Origin of the sequence: Pseudomonas sp. B8(2017), assembly GCF_002113575.1 — a bacterium.
GTDB classification, from domain to species: Bacteria; Pseudomonadota; Gammaproteobacteria; order Pseudomonadales; family Pseudomonadaceae; genus Aquipseudomonas; species Aquipseudomonas putida_Z.
Genome location: NZ_NEIO01000022.1, coordinates 42,913 through 60,317, shown reverse-complemented (window position 1 = coordinate 60,317; position 17,405 = coordinate 42,913). Strand labels below are relative to the sequence as shown.

Annotated in this window: 14 protein-coding genes; 7 read left to right on the top strand and 7 right to left on the bottom strand. The window is 64.7% G+C overall.

Features of this window, described 5'->3' with window-relative positions:
- Positions 1 to 10 precede the first annotated feature (10 nt).
- From CAG22_RS23420 to CAG22_RS23395, 6 genes are all read left to right on the top strand, one after another.
- Positions 11 to 1,201: a pyridoxal phosphate-dependent aminotransferase gene (locus CAG22_RS23420; RefSeq protein ID WP_085593076.1), complete on the top strand. Its 1,191-nt coding sequence runs from the start codon at positions 11 to 13 to the stop codon at positions 1,199 to 1,201.
- Positions 1,194 to 2,609, top strand: coding sequence for an aldehyde dehydrogenase family protein (locus CAG22_RS23415; RefSeq protein ID WP_025338747.1), 1,416 nt, complete (start codon positions 1,194 to 1,196; stop codon positions 2,607 to 2,609). The genes CAG22_RS23420 and CAG22_RS23415 overlap by 8 nt, the downstream gene beginning before the upstream one ends.
- A 43-nt stretch (positions 2,610 to 2,652) precedes the next feature.
- On the top strand, positions 2,653 to 3,354 hold the full coding sequence (locus CAG22_RS23410) for an NAD(P)H-dependent oxidoreductase (protein WP_025338748.1): 702 nt from the start codon (positions 2,653 to 2,655) through the stop codon (positions 3,352 to 3,354).
- Positions 3,355 to 3,590: 236 nt separating this feature from the next.
- Complete coding sequence (locus CAG22_RS23405) at positions 3,591 to 4,694, top strand: polyamine ABC transporter substrate-binding protein (protein WP_085706272.1); 1,104 nt, start codon at positions 3,591 to 3,593, stop codon at positions 4,692 to 4,694.
- 34 nt (positions 4,695 to 4,728) lie between these two features.
- Complete coding sequence (locus CAG22_RS23400; RefSeq protein WP_085706271.1) at positions 4,729 to 6,141, top strand: aminotransferase; 1,413 nt, start codon at positions 4,729 to 4,731, stop codon at positions 6,139 to 6,141.
- A gap of 53 nt (positions 6,142 to 6,194) precedes the next feature.
- A complete protein-coding gene (locus CAG22_RS23395; protein WP_237140983.1) occupies positions 6,195 to 7,061 on the top strand; it encodes a LuxR C-terminal-related transcriptional regulator in 867 nt (288 codons plus the stop codon).
- 138 nt (positions 7,062 to 7,199) lie between these two features.
- On the opposite strand, the gene CAG22_RS23385 is transcribed toward CAG22_RS23395, so the two are convergent.
- From CAG22_RS23385 to CAG22_RS23365, 5 genes are all read right to left on the bottom strand, one after another.
- A complete protein-coding gene (locus tag CAG22_RS23385; RefSeq protein ID WP_085706270.1) occupies positions 7,200 to 8,279 on the bottom strand; it encodes a helix-turn-helix transcriptional regulator in 1,080 nt (359 codons plus the stop codon).
- A gap of 228 nt (positions 8,280 to 8,507) precedes the next feature.
- On the bottom strand, positions 8,508 to 9,479 hold the full coding sequence (locus tag CAG22_RS23380; RefSeq protein ID WP_085593086.1) for a PDR/VanB family oxidoreductase: 972 nt from the start codon (positions 9,477 to 9,479) through the stop codon (positions 8,508 to 8,510).
- Between the two features lie 77 nt (positions 9,480 to 9,556).
- Positions 9,557 to 10,678, bottom strand: coding sequence for an aromatic ring-hydroxylating dioxygenase subunit alpha (locus CAG22_RS23375; protein ID WP_085706269.1), 1,122 nt, complete (start codon positions 10,676 to 10,678; stop codon positions 9,557 to 9,559).
- Between the two features lie 140 nt (positions 10,679 to 10,818).
- On the bottom strand, positions 10,819 to 12,417 hold the full coding sequence (locus CAG22_RS23370; protein ID WP_025338755.1) for a BCCT family transporter: 1,599 nt from the start codon (positions 12,415 to 12,417) through the stop codon (positions 10,819 to 10,821).
- A 194-nt stretch (positions 12,418 to 12,611) separates the two neighbouring features.
- The gene (locus tag CAG22_RS23365; protein ID WP_085706268.1) at positions 12,612 to 13,703 is read right to left on the bottom strand and encodes a tartrate dehydrogenase; all 1,092 of its coding nucleotides are present in this window, start codon (positions 13,701 to 13,703) and stop codon (positions 12,612 to 12,614) included.
- A 97-nt stretch (positions 13,704 to 13,800) separates the two neighbouring features.
- On the opposite strand from CAG22_RS23365, the gene CAG22_RS23360 reads away from it, so the two are divergent.
- The gene (locus CAG22_RS23360; RefSeq protein ID WP_025338757.1) at positions 13,801 to 14,712 is read left to right on the top strand and encodes a LysR substrate-binding domain-containing protein; all 912 of its coding nucleotides are present in this window, start codon (positions 13,801 to 13,803) and stop codon (positions 14,710 to 14,712) included.
- 178 nt (positions 14,713 to 14,890) lie between these two features.
- Here CAG22_RS23360 and CAG22_RS23355 read toward each other — a convergent pair whose 3' ends face one another.
- The gene (locus CAG22_RS23355; protein WP_085706267.1) at positions 14,891 to 16,225 is read right to left on the bottom strand and encodes a D-serine ammonia-lyase; all 1,335 of its coding nucleotides are present in this window, start codon (positions 16,223 to 16,225) and stop codon (positions 14,891 to 14,893) included.
- Positions 16,226 to 16,439: 214 nt separating this feature from the next.
- Positions 16,440 to 17,312 (bottom strand): HTH-type transcriptional regulator CatR, encoded by an 873-nt coding sequence (gene catR, locus CAG22_RS23350; RefSeq protein ID WP_085692766.1) that lies wholly within the window; start codon positions 17,310 to 17,312, stop codon positions 16,440 to 16,442.
- Between the last annotated feature and the right edge of the window lie 93 nt (positions 17,313 to 17,405).

The window sequence follows — 17,405 nt, the reverse complement described above, 5'->3', positions numbered from 1 at the left end:
GGAGATTGCCATGCGCTACGCCAAGCTCACTCAACGCATCGCCGGCGACGGGGCTGCGGCCTGGGACATCCACTACCGCGCCCTGGCGCTGCAGGCCGAGGGCAAGGATATCCTGCTGCTGTCGGTGGGTGACCCGGACTTCGACACCCCCGCGCCGATCGTCGAGGCGGCCATCGACAGCCTGCGTGAGGGCCACACCCATTACGCCGATGTGCGCGGCAAGCTGGCGCTGCGCCAGGCCATCGCCAACCGCCACCGCCAGCGCAGCGGCCAGGCCGTCGATGCCGACCAGGTGACGGTGCTGGCGGGTGCCCAGTGCGCGCTGTACTGCGTGGCCCAGTGCGTGCTCGACCCGGGTGACGAGGTGATTGTCGCCGAGCCCATGTACGTGACCTACGAGGCGGTGTTCGGGGCCTGTGGCGCCAAGGTGGTGCCGGTGCCGGTCAAGCCGGAGAACGGCTTTCGCGTGTGCCCGCGTGACGTGGCCGCGCGCATCACCCCGCGCACCCGCGCCCTGGCCCTGAACAGCCCGCACAACCCTTCGGGGGCGAGCCTGCCGCGCGCCACCTGGGAGGCGCTGGCCGAGCTGTGCATCGCCCACGACCTGTGGCTGATTTCCGATGAGGTGTACAGCGAGCTGTTGTACGACGGCGAGCATGTCAGCCCTGGCAGCCTGCCGGGCATGGCCGAGCGCACCGCCACCCTCAACAGCCTGTCGAAGTCGCATGCCATGACCGGTTGGCGGATGGGCTGGGTGGTCGGTTCGACCGAACTTGCCACCCACCTGGAAAACCTCGCCCTGTGCATGCTGTACGGCTCGCCGGACTTCATCCAGGACGCCGCCGTGGTTGCACTGGAGCAGCAACTGCCGGAACTGGATGTCATGCGCGAAGCCTATCGCCAGCGTCGCGACCTGGTGTGCGAGCAGTTGGCCGACTGCCCTGGCATCAAGGTGCTCAAGCCCGATGGCGGTATGTTCGTGATGGTCGACATCCGTGAGACCGGCCTCAGCGCCCAGGCCTTCGCCGATCGCCTGCTCGACAGCCAGGGCGTGTCGGTGCTCGCTGGCGAAGCCTTCGGCCCCAGCGCTGCCGGGCATATCCGCCTGGGCCTGGTATTGGGTGACGAGGCCTTGGCCGACGCTTGCCGGCGCATCGCCCGCTGCGCCGCCGCACTGATGCAGGGGCAGGCCCATGCGTGAGTATGCGCGGCTTTACATCGACGGCGCCTGGCAGGTACCGAGCGGGCAGGGCATGGCCGAGGTGATCGACCCGGCCACCGAACAGGCCATCGGCCGCGTGCCGCTGGGCGCCGAGGCCGATGTCGAACGGGCAGTGATGGCTGCGCGGCGGGCCTTCGATGGCTGGTCGCGCACGCCGTCCAGCGTACGTGCCGGGTTCATAACGGCGCTGGCCGCACAGCTGAAAAGCCGTGCGGCGGAAATGGCCTCGCTCATCACCGATGAGCTGGGCATGCCGGTGCAGTGGTGCCAGGCGGTACAGGTCGAGGGCCCGATTGCCGGGCTGGAGCAGTACGCCGAACTGGCCGGGCTGATGGATGAGGTGCGCGAAGTCGGCAACTCGCTGGTGTACCGCGAGGCCGTTGGCGTGTGCGCGTTCATCAACCCGTGGAACTACCCGCTGCACCAGATGATCGGCAAGCTGGCGCCGGCCCTGGCCGCCGGCTGCACGGTGGTGGTCAAGCCCAGCCAGGAAACACCGCTGCATGCGTTCCTGCTGGCCGAGATGATCGAGGCCATCGGCCTGCCGGCCGGGGTGTTCAACCTGGTCAGCGGGCCGGGGGCCAAGGTCGGCGAGGCGCTGGCCCGGCACCCGCAGGTGGACATGGTGTCGTTCACCGGCTCCACCGGCGCCGGGGTGCGCGTGGCCCAGGCGGCCGCGCCGACGGTGAAGCGGGTGTGCCTTGAGCTGGGCGGCAAGTCGCCGCTGCTGATCACCGCCGACACCGACTTGCACGCGGCGGTGCGCCATGGCGTGCAGGATGTGATGATCAACTCGGGGCAGACCTGCACGGCCCTGACCCGCATGCTGCTGCCGGCCAGCCGCTACGCCGAGGCGCTGGAGATTGCCGAGGCCGAGACCCGTGCGCTGGTCATGGGCGACCCGCGTGACCCTGCCAGCTTCCTCGGGCCGATGTGTTCGGCAGGCCAGCGGCGCACCGTGCTCGACTACATTCGCCTGGGGCAGGAAGAGGGCGCGCGCCTGCTGTGCGGCGGTGATACGCCGGCCGGCTTCGAGCGCGGCTTCTACGTGGCGCCGACGTTGTTCGCCGATGTCGACAACCGCATGCGTATTGCCCAGGAGGAAATCTTCGGCCCGGTGCTGTGCCTGATCCCCTATGCCGACGAGGCCCAGGCGCTGGCCCTGGCCAACGATTCGCCGTTCGGCCTGTCCAGCGCGGTGTGGGCCGGTAGCCGCGAGCACGGCCTGGCCCTGGCGCGGCAGATACGCGCCGGGCAGTGCTTCATCAACGGTGGCGGGTTCAACTACCAGGCACCGTTTGGTGGCTACAAGCAGTCGGGCAACGGGCGCGAGTGGGGCGAGGAGGGCCTGGCCGAGTTTGTCGAGGTGAAAGCGGTGCAGTGCTGAGCCACAGCTGGAAGACAACCTGTTTTGTGTGAGGAGAATGTTTGTGAATGTACTGATCGTCCACGCTCACCCCGAGCCGCAATCGTTCACGGCTGCCCTGCGTGACCAGGCCGTGGAAACCTTCCGCGCCCAGGGCCACCAGGTGCAGGTCAGCGACCTGTACGCCATGGGCTGGAACCCGGTGGCCAGTGCCGATGACTTCAGCCAGCGCGAGAACCCCGAGTACCTGGTGTATGCCCTGGAGCAGCGCCAGGGGGTGAAGCGTGGTGCCATTGCCGCGGATATCCAGCAGGAGCTGGACAAGCTGCTGTGGGCCGACTTGCTGGTGCTGAACTTCCCGATCTTCTGGTTCTCGGCGCCGGCCATGCTCAAGGGCTGGATCGACCGTGTGCTGGTGTCGGGGGTGTGTTATGGCGGCAAGCGCTTCTACGACCAGGGCGGGTTGGCGGGCAAGAAAGCGCTGGTGACCGTGACCCTGGGCGGGCGCGAGCACATGTTTGGCGACGGGGCGATTCATGGGCCGCTGGAAGACATGCTGCGGCCGATCTTGCGCGGCACGCTGGCCTACGTGGGGTTCGAGGTGCTGCCGCCGTTCGTGGCCTGGCATGTGCCGTACATCAGTGACGAGGCGCGGCAGGCGTTTTTGCAGCAGTACCGGCAGCGCCTGGAGCAGCTCTCGGACGACCAGCCACTGGTTTTCCCGCGCCTTGAGCAGTTTGATGAGGCGCTTTACCCGCTGGCGTGATTGACTGTTCTGGCCCAATCGCCGGCAAGCCAGCTCCCACAGGGAAATCACAGGGCTTCAGGACTGTGGAGGACCTGTGGGAGCTGGCTTGCCGGCGATTGGGCCTGTGGCCTTCATACAAAATTCACCTGCCAAAAAAACGACCACCCACACATTCGGGGTATGTCCCCCTTCGGCAAATCCCTCGATAGTGCCCCCATCGGCTCGATCCCGAGCACTCACACGATGGAGTTGCCATGCGCAAGGTACTGAAGGTGATTGGCGGTCTGCTGCTGGCGTCTGGCGCCAGCCTGGCCCAGGCGGCAGAGGTGGACAGCGGTAACACGTTGCGGTTGTACAACTGGACCGACTACATCGGCGAAACCACCCTGGCCGACTTCGAGAAGGCCACCGGCATCAAGGTCATCTACGACACCTTCGACGGCTACGAAACGGTACAGACCAAACTGCTCACCGGCCGCTCCGGCTACGACCTGGTCATGCTCAACGCTTCCCTGGTACCCCCGCTGATCAGCGCCGGGGTATTCCAGGCGCTGGACAAGCAGCAACTGCCCAGCTGGCACAACCTCGACAAGCAGGTGGTGAACAACCTGCAAGGCTACGACCCCGGCCTGAAATACTCGGCGCCCTACACCTGGGGCAGCTCGGGGGTAACCTACAACGTCGACAAGATCACCGCGCGCATGCCCGATGCCCCCATCGGTTCGCTGGCCATGCTGTTCGACCCCAGTATCGTCTCGCGCTTCGCCGACTGTGGCGTCACCCTGATGGACGCGCCGACCGAAGTCATCCCGCTGGCCCTGCAGTACCTGGGCAAGGACCCACGCAGCGCATCGCCGGCCGACCTCAAGGCGGCCGAACAACTGCTGCTGGGCATTCGCCCATACATTCGCAAGTTCGACTCGGTCAATTACCTCACCAGCCTGCCCAACGGCGATGTCTGCCTGGCCCTGACCTGGTCCGGTGACTACGCCACCGCCCAGGCCCGCGCGGTGGAAGCGAAGAAGGACATCAAGCTGTCGTTCTTCATCCCCCAGGAAGGCTCGCTGATCTGGTTCGACAACCTGTACATCCCCAAGGATGCGCCGCACGCGGCCAACGCCCACCGCTTCATCGAGTTCCTGCTGCAGCCGCAAACCATGGCCAAGGTCACCGACTACATCCACTACGCCAACAGCAACGCCGCCGCCACTGCGCTGGTGCGCGACGAGATCCGCCAGGACCCGGCCATCTACCCCGACGCGCAAACCCGCGAGCGCCTGTTCGCGCAGAAAACCCAGAGCCCGAAGGACATGCGCGCCATCACCCGGGTCTGGAGCACGGTCAAGACCGGTTTCTGAACACTGCCCAACGATCACTGCCAAGGAGCTGCCCATGGCCACCCCAAGCAAAGCATTCGCCATTGCCCACGACCCGCTGGTGGAAGCCGACAAGGCCCACTACATGCACGGCTACCACGTGTTCGACGAGCACCGCGAGCAAGGCGCGCTGAACATCGTTGCCGGCGAGGGCGCCTACATCCGCGATACCCACGGCAACCGCTTCCTCGATGCCGTCGGCGGCATGTGGTGCACCAACATTGGCCTGGGCCGCGAGGAAATGGCCCTGGCCATCGCCGACCAGGTACGCCAGCTGGCCTATTCCAACCCGTTCTCCGACATGGCCAACGATGTGGCCATCGAGCTGTGCCAGAAGCTTGCGCAGCTGGCGCCGGGTGACCTGAACCATGTGTTCCTCACCACCGGCGGCTCGACCGCGGTCGACACTGCCTACCGGCTGATCCAGTACTACCAGAACTGCCGTGGCAAGCCGCACAAGAAGCACATCATCGCCCGCTACAACGCCTACCACGGCTCCACCACGCTGACCATGTCGATCGGCAACAAGGCCGCTGACCGGGTGCCGGAGTTCGATTATCACCACGACCTGATCCACCACGTGTCCAACCCCAACCCGTACCGCGCCCCGCACGACATGGACGAGGCCGAGTTCCTCGACTTCCTGGTGGCCGAGTTCGAGGACAAGATCCTCTCGCTGGGGGCCGACAACGTGGCGGCGTTCTTCGCCGAGCCGATCATGGGCTCGGGCGGGGTGATCATTCCGCCCAAGGGCTACTTCCAGCGCATGTGGCAGCTGTGCCAGACCTACGACATCCTGTTCGTCGCCGACGAAGTGGTGACCTCGTTCGGGCGCCTGGGCACCTTCTTCGCCAGCGAGGAACTGTTCGGCGTCACCCCCGACATCATCACTACCGCCAAGGGCCTGACCTCGGCCTACCTGCCGCTGGGGGCGTGCATCTTCTCCGAGCGCATCTGGCAGGTGATCGCCGAGCCGGGCAAGGGCCGCTGCTTCACCCACGGCTTCACCTACAGCGGCCACCCGGTGTGCTGCACTGCGGCGCTGAAAAACATCGAGATCATCGAGCGCGAACATTTGCTGGCGCACGTCAAGGACGTTGGCGGCTACCTGGAGCAGCGCCTGCAAAGCCTGCGCGAGCTGCCGCTGGTGGGGGATGTGCGCTGCATGAAGCTGATGGCCTGTGTCGAGTTCGTTGCCGACAAGGCCAGCAAGGCGCTGTTCGCCGACGAGGTGAACATCGGCGAACGCATCCACAGCAAGGCCCAGGCCAAAGGGCTGCTGGTGCGGCCGATCATGCACCTGAACGTGATGTCGCCGCCGCTGATCATCACCCATGCGCAAGTGGACGAGATCGTCGAAACCCTGCGCCAGTGCATCATCGAAACCGCGCGCGAACTCACGGCGCTTGGCCTGTACCAGGGCCGATGAACCTGGCGCAAAGGGCTGTGCGCGGGCGTGCCTGGCAGGCTAGACTGCCGGGCATGACCCAGGCCTCTCCCGACACCCCGCTTACCCTTTCACTGGGCGCGCTGCAGCAATGGCATGCGGCGCTGCAGCGCGCACTGGCCCACAGCGAAACGCCCGAGGCGCTGGCGCATGTGGCGGCCGCCATCGGCCAGCTGGTGCAGGTGGAATCGATGATGATCAGCCTCGAGTGCCAGGGGCGGGCACCGCAACTGCTGTACCAGCAAGGCATCCCCGACCTGCACCGCGCCGCCGTGCTGGAGCGCTACTTCACTGCCGGCTACCTGCTCGACCCGTTCTGCCTGGCCGTGCAGAGCGGCCTGGCCGAGGGCTTCTACCACCTGCAGGAAATCGCCCCGGACAACTTCTTCGACAGCGACTACTACAAGGCCTATTACCTGGGTACCGGTTGCAGTGAAGACAGCTATTACATCGTCGACCTCAGCGCTGGCCGCAAGTTGTCGCTGAGCCTGTTCCAGGGCTGCAGCGGCACGCGCCTGAGCGCCGGGCAGATCGACCTGCTGCGTGCGCTGGAGCCGATGGTACGCGAGCTGCTGGGGCGCTACGCCCGGCACCATCTGGAGCCCGGCCCCGCTTCGGCGGAGCGTGGCAGCCTGCAGGCGGCGTTCGACAGTTTTGGCTGCCAGGTGCTGACCGACCGTGAGCGGGAGGTGGCGCACATGATCTTGCGTGGGCATTCGGTGAAGTCCACCGCGCTGGAGCTGGGCATCTCGCCGGAAACCGTGCGCATGCACCGCAAGAACCTGTACCTGAAGCTGGAGATCAACTCGCAGTCGGAGTTGTTTGCGCGGTTTATCGACTGGCTGCGCGGCGATCACCTGCCGGCCTGGCAGCAAAGGAGCAACTGCCTTACTCAAATCTGAAAGCTGGCGCGGTCCCTGTGGGAGCGGGTTCACCCGCGAAGCAGGCACCGCGGTGGATGGCACGGGCTTCGCCCGTGTTCGCGGGTGAACCCGCTCCCACACGGATCGCGACAGACTTGGGTTTTCGGGTAAGCCTTGTCACGAAGCAGCCAGGCGGGCCTCCAGCGCGGCAATATGCGCCTGCAGCCGTTCATGTTCCTGGCGCTCGGCGCTGATGTCTTCGAACACGCTGATCAGGTGCTCCGGCTCGCCGTTGTCGCGGCGTTGCAGCGAGGTGCGGGCGCGTACCCAGATGTACTCGCCATTCTTGTGGCGTACGCGTTTTTCCACCTCGTAACGCTCGGTTTCGCCGGCCAGCATGCGCTGCAGCAATTGCAGGTTCTGCGCCAGGTCATCGGCGTGGGTGATCTGCTGGAAGGTCATGCCGTACAGCTCCTCGGCACGGTAGCCCAGCAGCTCGCACAGGCTGTTGTTGACCCGTTGCCAGGTGCCGTCGGGGTCGATGTAGGCGAGGGCGCCCCAGGCCAGCTCGAAGATCGTGCGGAAGCGTTCCTCGCTTTGGCTCAAGGCCTGCTGGGCCATCTGGCGCTCGGTGTTGTCCATGCTGATGCCGACCATCTTCACCGATCGCCCGGCGCTGTCGCGTACCACCGTGGCGCGGGAGGAGATCCAGCGTACTTCACCGTCGGGGCGGGTGATGCGGAAGTCGCACTCGCAGCCGTTGCCCTTGGCCACTGCCTCGGCATACATCGCCTGCATGCGCTGCACGTCTTCGCTTGGCAGGTGTTTCCAGAAGTCTTCGTTATGGTGCACCGGCCAGCCATATACCTGCTCGACATTGGGCGAGTAGGTGACCTCGTCGCTGATCAGGTTCCATTCCCAGGTGACGATGCGTGCGCCTTCCTGGGCCAGTTTCATGCGCGTTTCGCTTTCCATGATCTCGGCCGTCAGGCGCCGCCGCAGGTCGGTCATCGGCAGCTCGACCACCTGTGGTTGCTGGATGTTCTGCAGCGCCTCGTCGCCATAGCGCAGCCAGATCCAGTTGACCTTGAGAAAGTCGGCCAGCTTGCGCAGGTTGTCGTAGTCGATCTCGCCGCCACGGGTCCACTTGTGCACCGCGGTGCGCGAAATGCCCAAGGCCGTGCCCACGGCTTGCAGGGTCAGCTTGTGATGTTCGAGCAGTTCCTTGAGGCGGAAGGCGAAGCTGTTTTCCAACATCGGCAGGGTGTCCTGATCTGGGCCAAGAGCCTGCCAGTATACCCAAGCTGTCAACTTTTGGTTGACGGATCAGTGGTCCTCTCTCTCGACCTTGTGTTGCCTGTACTGGCCTCATCGCCGGCAAGCCGGCTCCCACATCGACCGCATCGCCTTCAAGCCATGTGCAGTACCTGTGGGAGCTGGCTTGCCGGCGATGAGGCCAGTACAGGCAGCATCAGCCGGGGGTTATTACAAGTCGAGCACCAAGCGGGCAGTACGAGCACGCGAGACGCACAGCATGATGCTCTGCTGGGCAGCCTTTTCTTCGTCGCTCAGGTACTGGTCGTAATGCTCGGCTTCACCCTCGAGGATGGCCGTCTCGCAGGTGCCGCACACGCCTTCGCGGCACAGGCACTCGACCTTGGCGGCTTTGGACTTCTCGATGGCCTGCAGGATGGTCATGCCTTCTTCCACCTGCAGCTCCACACCCGACTGCGCCAGCACCACGGTAAAGGCACTGCCGGTGACCGGAGTGGCGGCAAACTGTTCCCAATGCACGCGGTGCTCGGCAATGCCGGCCTCGGCGGCGCAGGCGATGACCGCGTCGATCAGTGGTTTGGGGCCGCACACGTACAGGTGCGCCTGCTCGTCCAGGCCCGCGCACAGGGCGGCCAGGTCGAGCTTGCGGTCGAGGCTGTCGATGTAGAAACGGGTGTTGGCGGCGTGCGGGCCGTTGGCCAGCTGGTCCTGGAACGCCCCGTGCTCCGGCGCGCGGAAGGCATAGTGCAGTTCGTAGTCGGCACTGGCGCCTTCCAGTTCATGCAGTTGCGCCAGGAACGGGGTAATGCCGATGCCGCCGGCAATCAGCACATGGCGGCCGGCGGTCGGGTCCAGCGCGAACAGGTTGTTGGGCGAGGAAATGGTCAGGCGGGTGCCCACTTCCACCTGCTGGTGCATGAACGCCGAGCCGCCCTTGGACTGCTCCTCCAGGCGCACGCCAATCTGGTAGCTGCGGGTGTCGCGCGGGTCGCTCATCAACGAGTAGGCGTTGCTGAACTGGCTGCCGTCGGTGCCGTGCATCTGCACGATGACGTGGCTGCCACCGGTGAAGGCGGGCATCGCCGCGCCGTCTTCGCGGGCCAGGGTAAAGCGCTTGATCAGCGGCGTGGCTTGTTCCACCGCGGTAACCTGCACGCTGAACATTTCATATGTGTTGGCCATGGTTCACCTCGACTGCCTGGGTGCGCGGCAGGCCCTGCCGCGCACCTTTACGTGCAAAAAACGTGGAGCGGTTGCCATCAATCGTCGAGGTGGGCCACGGCGATCAGGTTGTGGAAGTGGGCAATGCCGTGTTCGCTCATGCCGCTGCGCTCGCGGTCGGCCATGATCCGGCCCTGGCCACGGTAGCCACGGGACTTCAGGCCCTTCTGCACGCTTTCGACCAGGCGCAGGTCTTCCGGGCGGAACACTTCGCGGTACCAGTCGATCAGCTTCTGCTGCTCTTCGCTGATGTCCTTGTTGAGGAAGTAGATGTCGTAGTGCTGCAGGGTGGTTTCGGCATCGACCGGGAACTCGTAGATCACGGTCATGAAGTTGGCTCCTGGCGGCACGTTGAACATGGTGCAAGGCCAGGCCCAGAAACCGGCGAACGATGGGTCTTTCACATTCTCGTCGAACTTGAACGACTGCTCCGAAGGCTTGGCCAGGCCGTATTGCAGGGTCCAGTTGCCGTGCAGGCTGTGGCTGTACTGGCCAACGTCCACCGAGTCGGAGAAGCCCGGGTGGGCAGGGGCGCAGTGGTAGCACTCCAGGTAGTTGTCGACGATCGACTTCCAGTTGGCCGGGGTGTCGCTGACGAAGCGCGCGGCCAGGTGCAGGTCGTCGATCACCGCGCAAGCTTCACGCATGCGTGCCTGCAGGCCTGGCAACTGGTCTTCTACCGAGCCTGCGTCCATGTCCATGTTGATGAAGATGAAGCCGGCGTATTCCTCTACGCGCAGCTGCACCAGGGTGGAGTTTTCCTTGTCGAAGTTGACCACGTTGTCGCAGTTGCGGGCGTGGGCCAGTTCGCCGTCGAGCTTGAAGGTCCAGGCGTGGTACGGGCAGGTGATGACGTTCTTGGCCTTGCCGCTGCCGCTGAGCAGCTGGTGGCCGCGGTGCGGGCAGACGTTGTAGAACGCGCGCAGCACGCTGTCACGGCCACGTACGACGATGATGCTTTCGCCAATCACTTCGCGGGTGATGTAGGCGTTGTTCTCTGCCACTTCACTACGGTGGCCCACGCAGATCCAGCTGCGAGCGAAGATCGCTTCCTTCTCGTGCTCGAACACCGCGGCCTGGGTGTAGAAATTGGCGGGGATGGTGAAGGCCTCGTCGGCGTTCGCGCAGAAATCGGCGGGCAGGCGTTTGAAGTCGTTCATGACAGGTTTCTCACAAGCTCGGTTTGTATTTATTGGTTAACGCGTATCTGTTGGTTAACAGATCAGGCAAAAAAATTTGCAGCTATCCTGGGGCTGCCTGGCAGCCCCATCGCGAGCAAGCTCGCTTTCTACAGCATCGGTCAGTGCACCGCAGCGGCGCTGCGCGGGGCCTGCTCGGTTGGCTCTTCGCCAGCCATGCGGGCCGCTTCTTCGTCGATCAGGTGGGCCGATACCTGGCCGTAGTCGGCGATCATCCACTTGAAGAAGCCGTAGATCTTCACCAGCAGGATCACCATGAACGGGATGGCGGTCAGCACCACGGCGGTCTTCATGGTCGACAGCGAGGCCTTGGCGAACAGCATGGCCAGTGGCACCAGGGTCAGCACCACGCACCAGAACAGGCGGTGGGTCGGTGTCGGGTCGTCGCCTTCACGCAGGTTGCGGGTGCTGGTGGCGGCTACCGCATAGGCTGCGGCATCCATGTGCGAGGCACAGAAGATGGCCATGATGAACAGGTACACACCGAGGAACACCTGGCCCCATGGCAACGCCAGCAGCAGGTGGGTCACGGCCGATTCGCCGCCTTGTTCGGCGAGCATCTTCGGTACATCCACCGCACCGGTGATGAACTGGTGCATGCTGTAGCTTTCCAGCGCGCCGAAGAAGAACCAGCAACCGAAGCTGCCACCCAGCAGCAGGGCCAGCACCACTTCCTTGATCTGCCGGCCGCGCGAAACGCGGGTCACGAACATGGCCACGCCTGGTGCGTACGACACCCACCACAGCCAGTAGAACACCGTCCAGTTGCGGGTGAAGGCACCGTCGCCGGCCGGGTCGGTGAACAGGCTCATGTGCACGTAGTTCTGGATCATCAGGCCAATCGAGTTGGCGGTGTTGTTGATGGTGAACTGGGTCGGGCCGACCAGCAGGATCACCGCGGCGAACACCAGCGCGCCGATGCACACCATCTTGCTCAGGCGCTGCAGGCCGCCATCGATGCCGATGTAGGAACTGAGCGAGAACATCACTGCCACGCCACCGATCACCAGCAGCTGCACGGTGAAGGTGTCCGGGGTGCCGGCCAGGTCGTGCAGGCCGCGGGTGAGGGTGGAGGCGGTGAGGGCCAGCGACACGGTCAGCGCGCCCATCATGGTCAGCAGGAAGATCAGGTCGACGCTACGGCCTACCGGCCCGGTAGCCTTGAAGCCGGTCACCGCTTCGACGATCGAGGCCAGGTTCAGGCCGCTCTTCTTGCGCACATGGAAGTGGTAGGCCATGGCCAGCGAGGCCAGGGCATAGATCGACCAGGCGCTGATGCCCCAGTGGAAGAACGAGTAGCCAACGCTGTACTCGAGCGCCTTGGGGCTGGCCGCGGCGATGTTCAGGCCTGGGGTCTGGTAGTAGTAGGCCCATTCCATCACGCCCCAGTACAGGGTCGACGAGCCCATGCCGGCGCAGATGAACATGAACACCCAGGTGGCGGTGGCGTATTCGGGCTTGCCGCTGCCCAGGCGGATGTTGCCGTACTTGCTGAAGGCCAGGTACAGCACGGCCAGGGTACTGCCGAACACCAGCACCTGCACGCTGGTACCGAAGGTGCGGGTGGACAGTTCGAACAACTGGTTGGCGGCGCTTTCCGCCTGGGCGGGGAAGGCTGCAAGGCCGATCACGGTGAGCAGCACGGCAATCAGGCTCACGGTAATCAGGAACACATCAATCTTTTTATTCTTGTGCGACATCATCGTCTCCTGGGACGTTGGCGTACTTGTTTTACCCGGCAGGCATCCGGGGTGTTGCAGTACCACTCCTTCCTTGGTCGTTAACCTATGGTTTACGAATATCTAATGGTTAACGGATTTTGCATACAATCCACGCCGCTCGCAAGAGCCAAAGGGCCGATTGTCAGACACTTCTGACAATCGGCCCTGGTGGATCAGGCCTCGACCAGCGCGGTAATTGCCTGGCCCACTTGCTGGGTGGACTGCTGCCCGCCCATGTCGCGGGTCACGTCACCGGCGGCGATGACCTGCTCGATGGCCTTGAGGATGTCGTCGTGGGCGGCGCGATAGCGCGGGTCGGCGCCGTCGTTGCCGAGGAAGTCGAGCATCAGCGCACCGGACCAGATCATCGCGATCGGGTTGGCGATGTTCTTGCCGTAGATGTCCGGCGCCGAACCGTGCACCGGTTCGAACAGCGACGGGAACTTGCGCTCGGGGTTGAGGTTGGCCGATGGCGCGATGCCGATGGTGCCGGCGCAGGCTGGGCCGAGGTCGGAGAGGATGTCGCCGAACAGGTTCGAGGCCACCACCACGTCGAAGCGGTCCGGTTGCAGCACGAAGCGCGCGCAGAGGATATCGATGTGCTGCTTGTCCCAGCTGATTTCCGGATAATTGGCAGCCATCGCCGCCGTGCGCTCGTCCCAGTACGGCATGCTCACGGCCATGCCGTTGGACTTGGTGGCCGAGGTGACATGCTTGCGCTGGCGGGTCTGGGCCACATCGAAGGCGTACTTGAGGATGCGGTCGACGCCGCGGCGGGTGAACACCGACTCCTGCAGCACGAACTCGTTCTCGGTGCCGTCGAACATGCGCCCGCCCAGCGACGAGTACTCGCCCTCGGTGTTCTCGCGAATGACCACGAAGTCGATGTCACCTGGCTCACGGCCAGCCAGTGGGCAAGGTACGCCGGGGAACAGGCGCACCGGGCGGATGTTCACGTACTGGTCGAAGTCGCGGCGGAACTTGAGCAGTGAACCCCACAGGGAGATGTGGTCCGGTACCTTGTCAGGCCAGCCCACTGCGCCGAAGTACAGGGCGTCGAAACCCTTGAGCTGTTCGAACCAGTCGTCCGGCATCATCTTGCCGTGGGCCAGGTAGTAATCGCAGCTGGCCCACTCGAAGAACTCGAAGCTGATGTCCAGGCCGTGCTTGCGCGCAGCGGCCTCGACCACGCGAATGCCTTCAGGCAGTACTTCGTTGCCGATGCCATCGCCGGGGATTGCCGCGATTCTGAAAGTCTTGCTCATGGGGTGCACTCGTTGTCTAGGGAACAGGTGCTGGCCATGCTATAAGGGCTTGATCCGGAGATAATCTAGCCATTCATGGATTCTTGGAACACGCTACGTGAATAATCTGCCCAACCTCGACGACCTCAACATCTTCCTGCAAGTGGCCAGGCGCGCCAGCTTCGCGGCCGTGGCCGATGAGCTGGGCATGTCGGCGGCGTACATCAGCAAGCGCATTCGCATGCTCGAGCAAACCCTGGAAGTGCGCCTGTTGCACCGCACCACCCGGCGGGTAACGGTGAGCGAGGAGGGCGAGCGGGTGTACCAGTGGGCGCTGCAGATTTTCGATGCGGTGCAGCGCATGGGTGATGACATCAGCGCCCAGCACCGCGAGCCGGCCGGGCAACTGCGCATCGCCAGCAGCCTGGGCCTGGGCCGGCGCTTCGTGGCGCCAGCCTTGTCGGAGCTGGCCGAGCGCTACCCGCGGCTGGACATTCGCCTGGACGTGCATGACCGCCTGGTGGACCTGATCGCCGAAGGCGTCGACCTGGATATCCGCGTGGGCAACGCCATCGCCCCCAACCTGATTGCCAAGCCGCTGGCGCGCAACCGCCGGGTGCTGTGCGCCGCGCCGGCGTACCTGGCCCGGCGCGGCACGCCCAAGGTGCTGGGCGACCTGGCCAGCCATGACTGCCTGGTGATCAAGGAGCGCGACCACCCGTTTGGCGTGTGGCAGCTGATGGGCCCGGAGGGTGAGGAGGGGGTGCGGGTAACCGGCGGTTTGTCGAGCAACCATGGCGAAGTGGCGCACCAGTGGTGCCTGGACGGGCGCGGGATATTGCTGCGTTCCTGGTGGGATGTGCACGACAGCCTGCAGGACGGGCGCCTGGTGCAGGTGCTGGAGGACTATCACCAGCCGGCGGATATCTGGGCGGTGTACACCACGCCGCTGGCAAGTTCGGCCAAGGTGCGGGTGGCGGTGGACTTTTTCCGGCAGTACTTTGCCGAGCGTTATAGCCTGCCGGGGTAGGTCGAACTCGAATCCTGCCCGGTATGCTTCTGCTTTTTTGTGGGAGCGGCCTTGCGTCGCGAAAGGGCTGCAAAGCAGCCCCAGGATGTCAGCGGTGTCGCATGGATTGCCGGGGCCGCTGTGCGGCCCTTTCGCGACGCAAGGCCGCTCCCACAAGCATCAAAGCAGAGACGATTCCTCAGCCCCTTCCTTTGGCCAGATAGGCCGCAAACTCCGCCTCCGGCACCATGCTGCCACCGGTCCCCCACACCAGGTGCGTGGCCCGCTCCATGCGCCCAGCCGACAGGCCCATCCGCGCCAGGTACTCAGGCGATTCAAGTACCCTGACCATGCCCGGCATCCCCGCCAGCGCCGAAGGCTCCAGCCGCGCGTTCTCCTGGTCATGGGCCAGCACCAACAGCCGGTACAGCGCCTCGTCGCTGACCGTGTAATAACCATCGAGCAAACGCTGCATCGCTTTGCCGACAAAGCCGGAAGGGCGGCCTACCGCCAGGCCGTCGGCGGCGGTCAGGTTGTCGATGCCGAAATCCTGCACGCTGGTGGCGTCATGCAAACCGCTATACACCCCCAGGAACATGCAGGGCGAGTGGGTGGGCTCGGCGAAGATGCAGTGCACATGGTCGCCCCAGATCAGCTTCAGGCCGAACGCCACGCCACCCGGGCCGCCGCCGACCCCGCAGGGCAGGTAGACGAACAGCGGGTGCTCGGCATCCACCTTGATACCCGCGGCCTCGAACTGGACGGCCAGCCGCTCGGCCGCCACTGCATAGCCGAGGAACAGGTGTGGCGAGTTCTCGTCGTCGACGAAGTAGCAGCTCGGGTCCGCCGCCGCCTGCTGGCGCCCTTGCTCCACTGCCACGCTGTAGTCGCTTTCGTACTCGACCACCTTCACGCCATGGGCGCGCAGTTTGTCCTTCTTCCATTGGCGGGCATCGGCCGACATGTGCACGGTGGCCTGAAAGCCCAGCCTGGCGCTCATGATGCCGATCGACAGCCCGAGGTTGCCGGTCGAGCCGACCGCAACCTTGTACTGGCTGAAGAATTGCCGGGCCTGGTCGCTGGCCAGTTCCCGGTAATCGCTGTCGAGGCTGATCAGGCCGGCCTCCAGAGCGAGGTCTTCGGCATGCTTGAGCACTTCATGAATACCGCCGCGGGCCTTGATCGAACCCGAGATCGGCAGCTCGCTGTCGGCCTTGAGCCAGAGTGAACCGCTGGCTGGCAGGCCCGCTGCCTGCAGCAAGGTGGCGTGCAGGGTGGGCAGCGGGCGCAGTGGCGACTCGATGATGCCGCCGGTGGCGGCGGTATCCGGGAACACGCTGGCCAGGTAGGAAGCAAAGCGTGCCAGCCGGGCACTGGCGGCACTGACATCGGCTGCGCTCAGGCCGACATCGGCCAGGGCCCGGGCGGCAGGAGCGATGTGCGGGTTGAACCAACGGGTTTCGCGCAGGGCCACCAGGTCTTCGATCAGGGGGTGGGAGCTGCACCATGCTTGCAGTGTCTTGCCGTGAATCATGCTGGTTTTTCCTGTTGGTTGATGATGACCAGGGGGCGATATCAGGCCGTTCCTGCGGATTGGCGGGGACCCTGTGGGAGCGGGCGTGCCCGCGAAACAGGCGATACGGTGGCTGGCACGGGCTTCGCCCGTGTTCGCGGGCACGCCCGCTCCCACAGGGTCCGCGCAAGCTTCAGGTATCTAGACAGACTGTCGATCCTGCAGGAGCGCGCGCTCATTCGGCCTGTTGTGCAATCAATGCCAGGCAGCGCTGCACGATCGGGCTCACATCGCCCATGCGCCGGCTGAGGATGATCGGGCTGACGGCGCCGCTGTCGAGCAGGCTTACATATTCGATATCGGTGCGGTGCTGCTGCTGCACCGACGCCGGCACCAGGGTCACGCCTACGCCGACGGCCACCAGGCCGATGGCGGTCTGCAGTTCGTTGGCCCACTGGCTGACGCGGATGCTCATGCCGTGGTGGGCGAACAGTGCCAGCACATGGTCGGCATAGCTGGGCCGCGGGTTGGCCGGGTAGAGGATGAACGCCTCGCCAGCCAGCTGGGCAAGGGTAAGCGGGCTGCTCGCCAGCGGGTGGCCCTTGGGCAATACAGCCACCAGCGGGTCCTCGCACAGCACTTGCTGGTGAATGGCCGGGTCATCGATGCGAATGCGCCCGAAGGCGATGTCGATGCGCCCGCTTTTCAGCGCCTCCACCTGCTGCAGCGTGGTCATCTCGTTCAGGCCCAGTTCCAGCTCGCTGTCCTGGCGCAGTTCGCGGATCAGCTCCGGCAGCACCTTGTACAGGGTCGAGGGGGCAAAGCCGATCCCCAGCCACTGGCGCTGGCCCTGACCGATGCGGCGGGTATTGTCGCTTATGTTCTCCAACTGCTGCAGCACGGTGCAGCTCTGCTCGTAGAAGAATCGGCCCGCCTCGGTCAGCCGCAGCGGGCGGTCGCGCACCACCAGCAAGGTACCGAGCTGGTCCTCGAGTTGGCTGATCTGCCGGCTCAGCGGTGGCTGGGCAATGTGCAGCAGCTCGGCGGCGCGAGTGAAGTTCAGGGTTTCGGCCAGGACCTTGAAGTAACGCAGGTGGCGCAGCTCCATCAGACCTCCAGGGTATGGTGGGAGATTCATTCGATATTGGACGGCTATCAGGGTCTCGCGCAATCCTTGAACAAGCAAGTAAATGCACTACTC

Coding starts and splice junctions, on each gene's coding strand:
- CAG22_RS23420 (WP_085593076.1), top strand. CDS start 11: ATGCGCTACGCCAAGCTCACTCAACGCATCGCCGGCGACGGGGCTGCG.
- CAG22_RS23415 (WP_025338747.1), top strand. CDS start 1,194: ATGCGTGAGTATGCGCGGCTTTACATCGACGGCGCCTGGCAGGTACCG.
- CAG22_RS23405 (WP_085706272.1), top strand. CDS start 3,591: ATGCGCAAGGTACTGAAGGTGATTGGCGGTCTGCTGCTGGCGTCTGGC.
- CAG22_RS23400 (WP_085706271.1), top strand. CDS start 4,729: ATGGCCACCCCAAGCAAAGCATTCGCCATTGCCCACGACCCGCTGGTG.
- CAG22_RS23395 (WP_237140983.1), top strand. CDS start 6,195: ATGACCCAGGCCTCTCCCGACACCCCGCTTACCCTTTCACTGGGCGCG.
- CAG22_RS23385 (WP_085706270.1), bottom strand. CDS start 8,279: ATGTTGGAAAACAGCTTCGCCTTCCGCCTCAAGGAACTGCTCGAACAT.
- CAG22_RS23380 (WP_085593086.1), bottom strand. CDS start 9,479: ATGGCCAACACATATGAAATGTTCAGCGTGCAGGTTACCGCGGTGGAA.
- CAG22_RS23375 (WP_085706269.1), bottom strand. CDS start 10,678: ATGAACGACTTCAAACGCCTGCCCGCCGATTTCTGCGCGAACGCCGAC.
- CAG22_RS23370 (WP_025338755.1), bottom strand. CDS start 12,417: ATGTCGCACAAGAATAAAAAGATTGATGTGTTCCTGATTACCGTGAGC.
- CAG22_RS23365 (WP_085706268.1), bottom strand. CDS start 13,703: ATGAGCAAGACTTTCAGAATCGCGGCAATCCCCGGCGATGGCATCGGC.
- CAG22_RS23355 (WP_085706267.1), bottom strand. CDS start 16,225: ATGATTCACGGCAAGACACTGCAAGCATGGTGCAGCTCCCACCCCCTG.
- catR (WP_085692766.1), bottom strand. CDS start 17,312: ATGGAGCTGCGCCACCTGCGTTACTTCAAGGTCCTGGCCGAAACCCTG.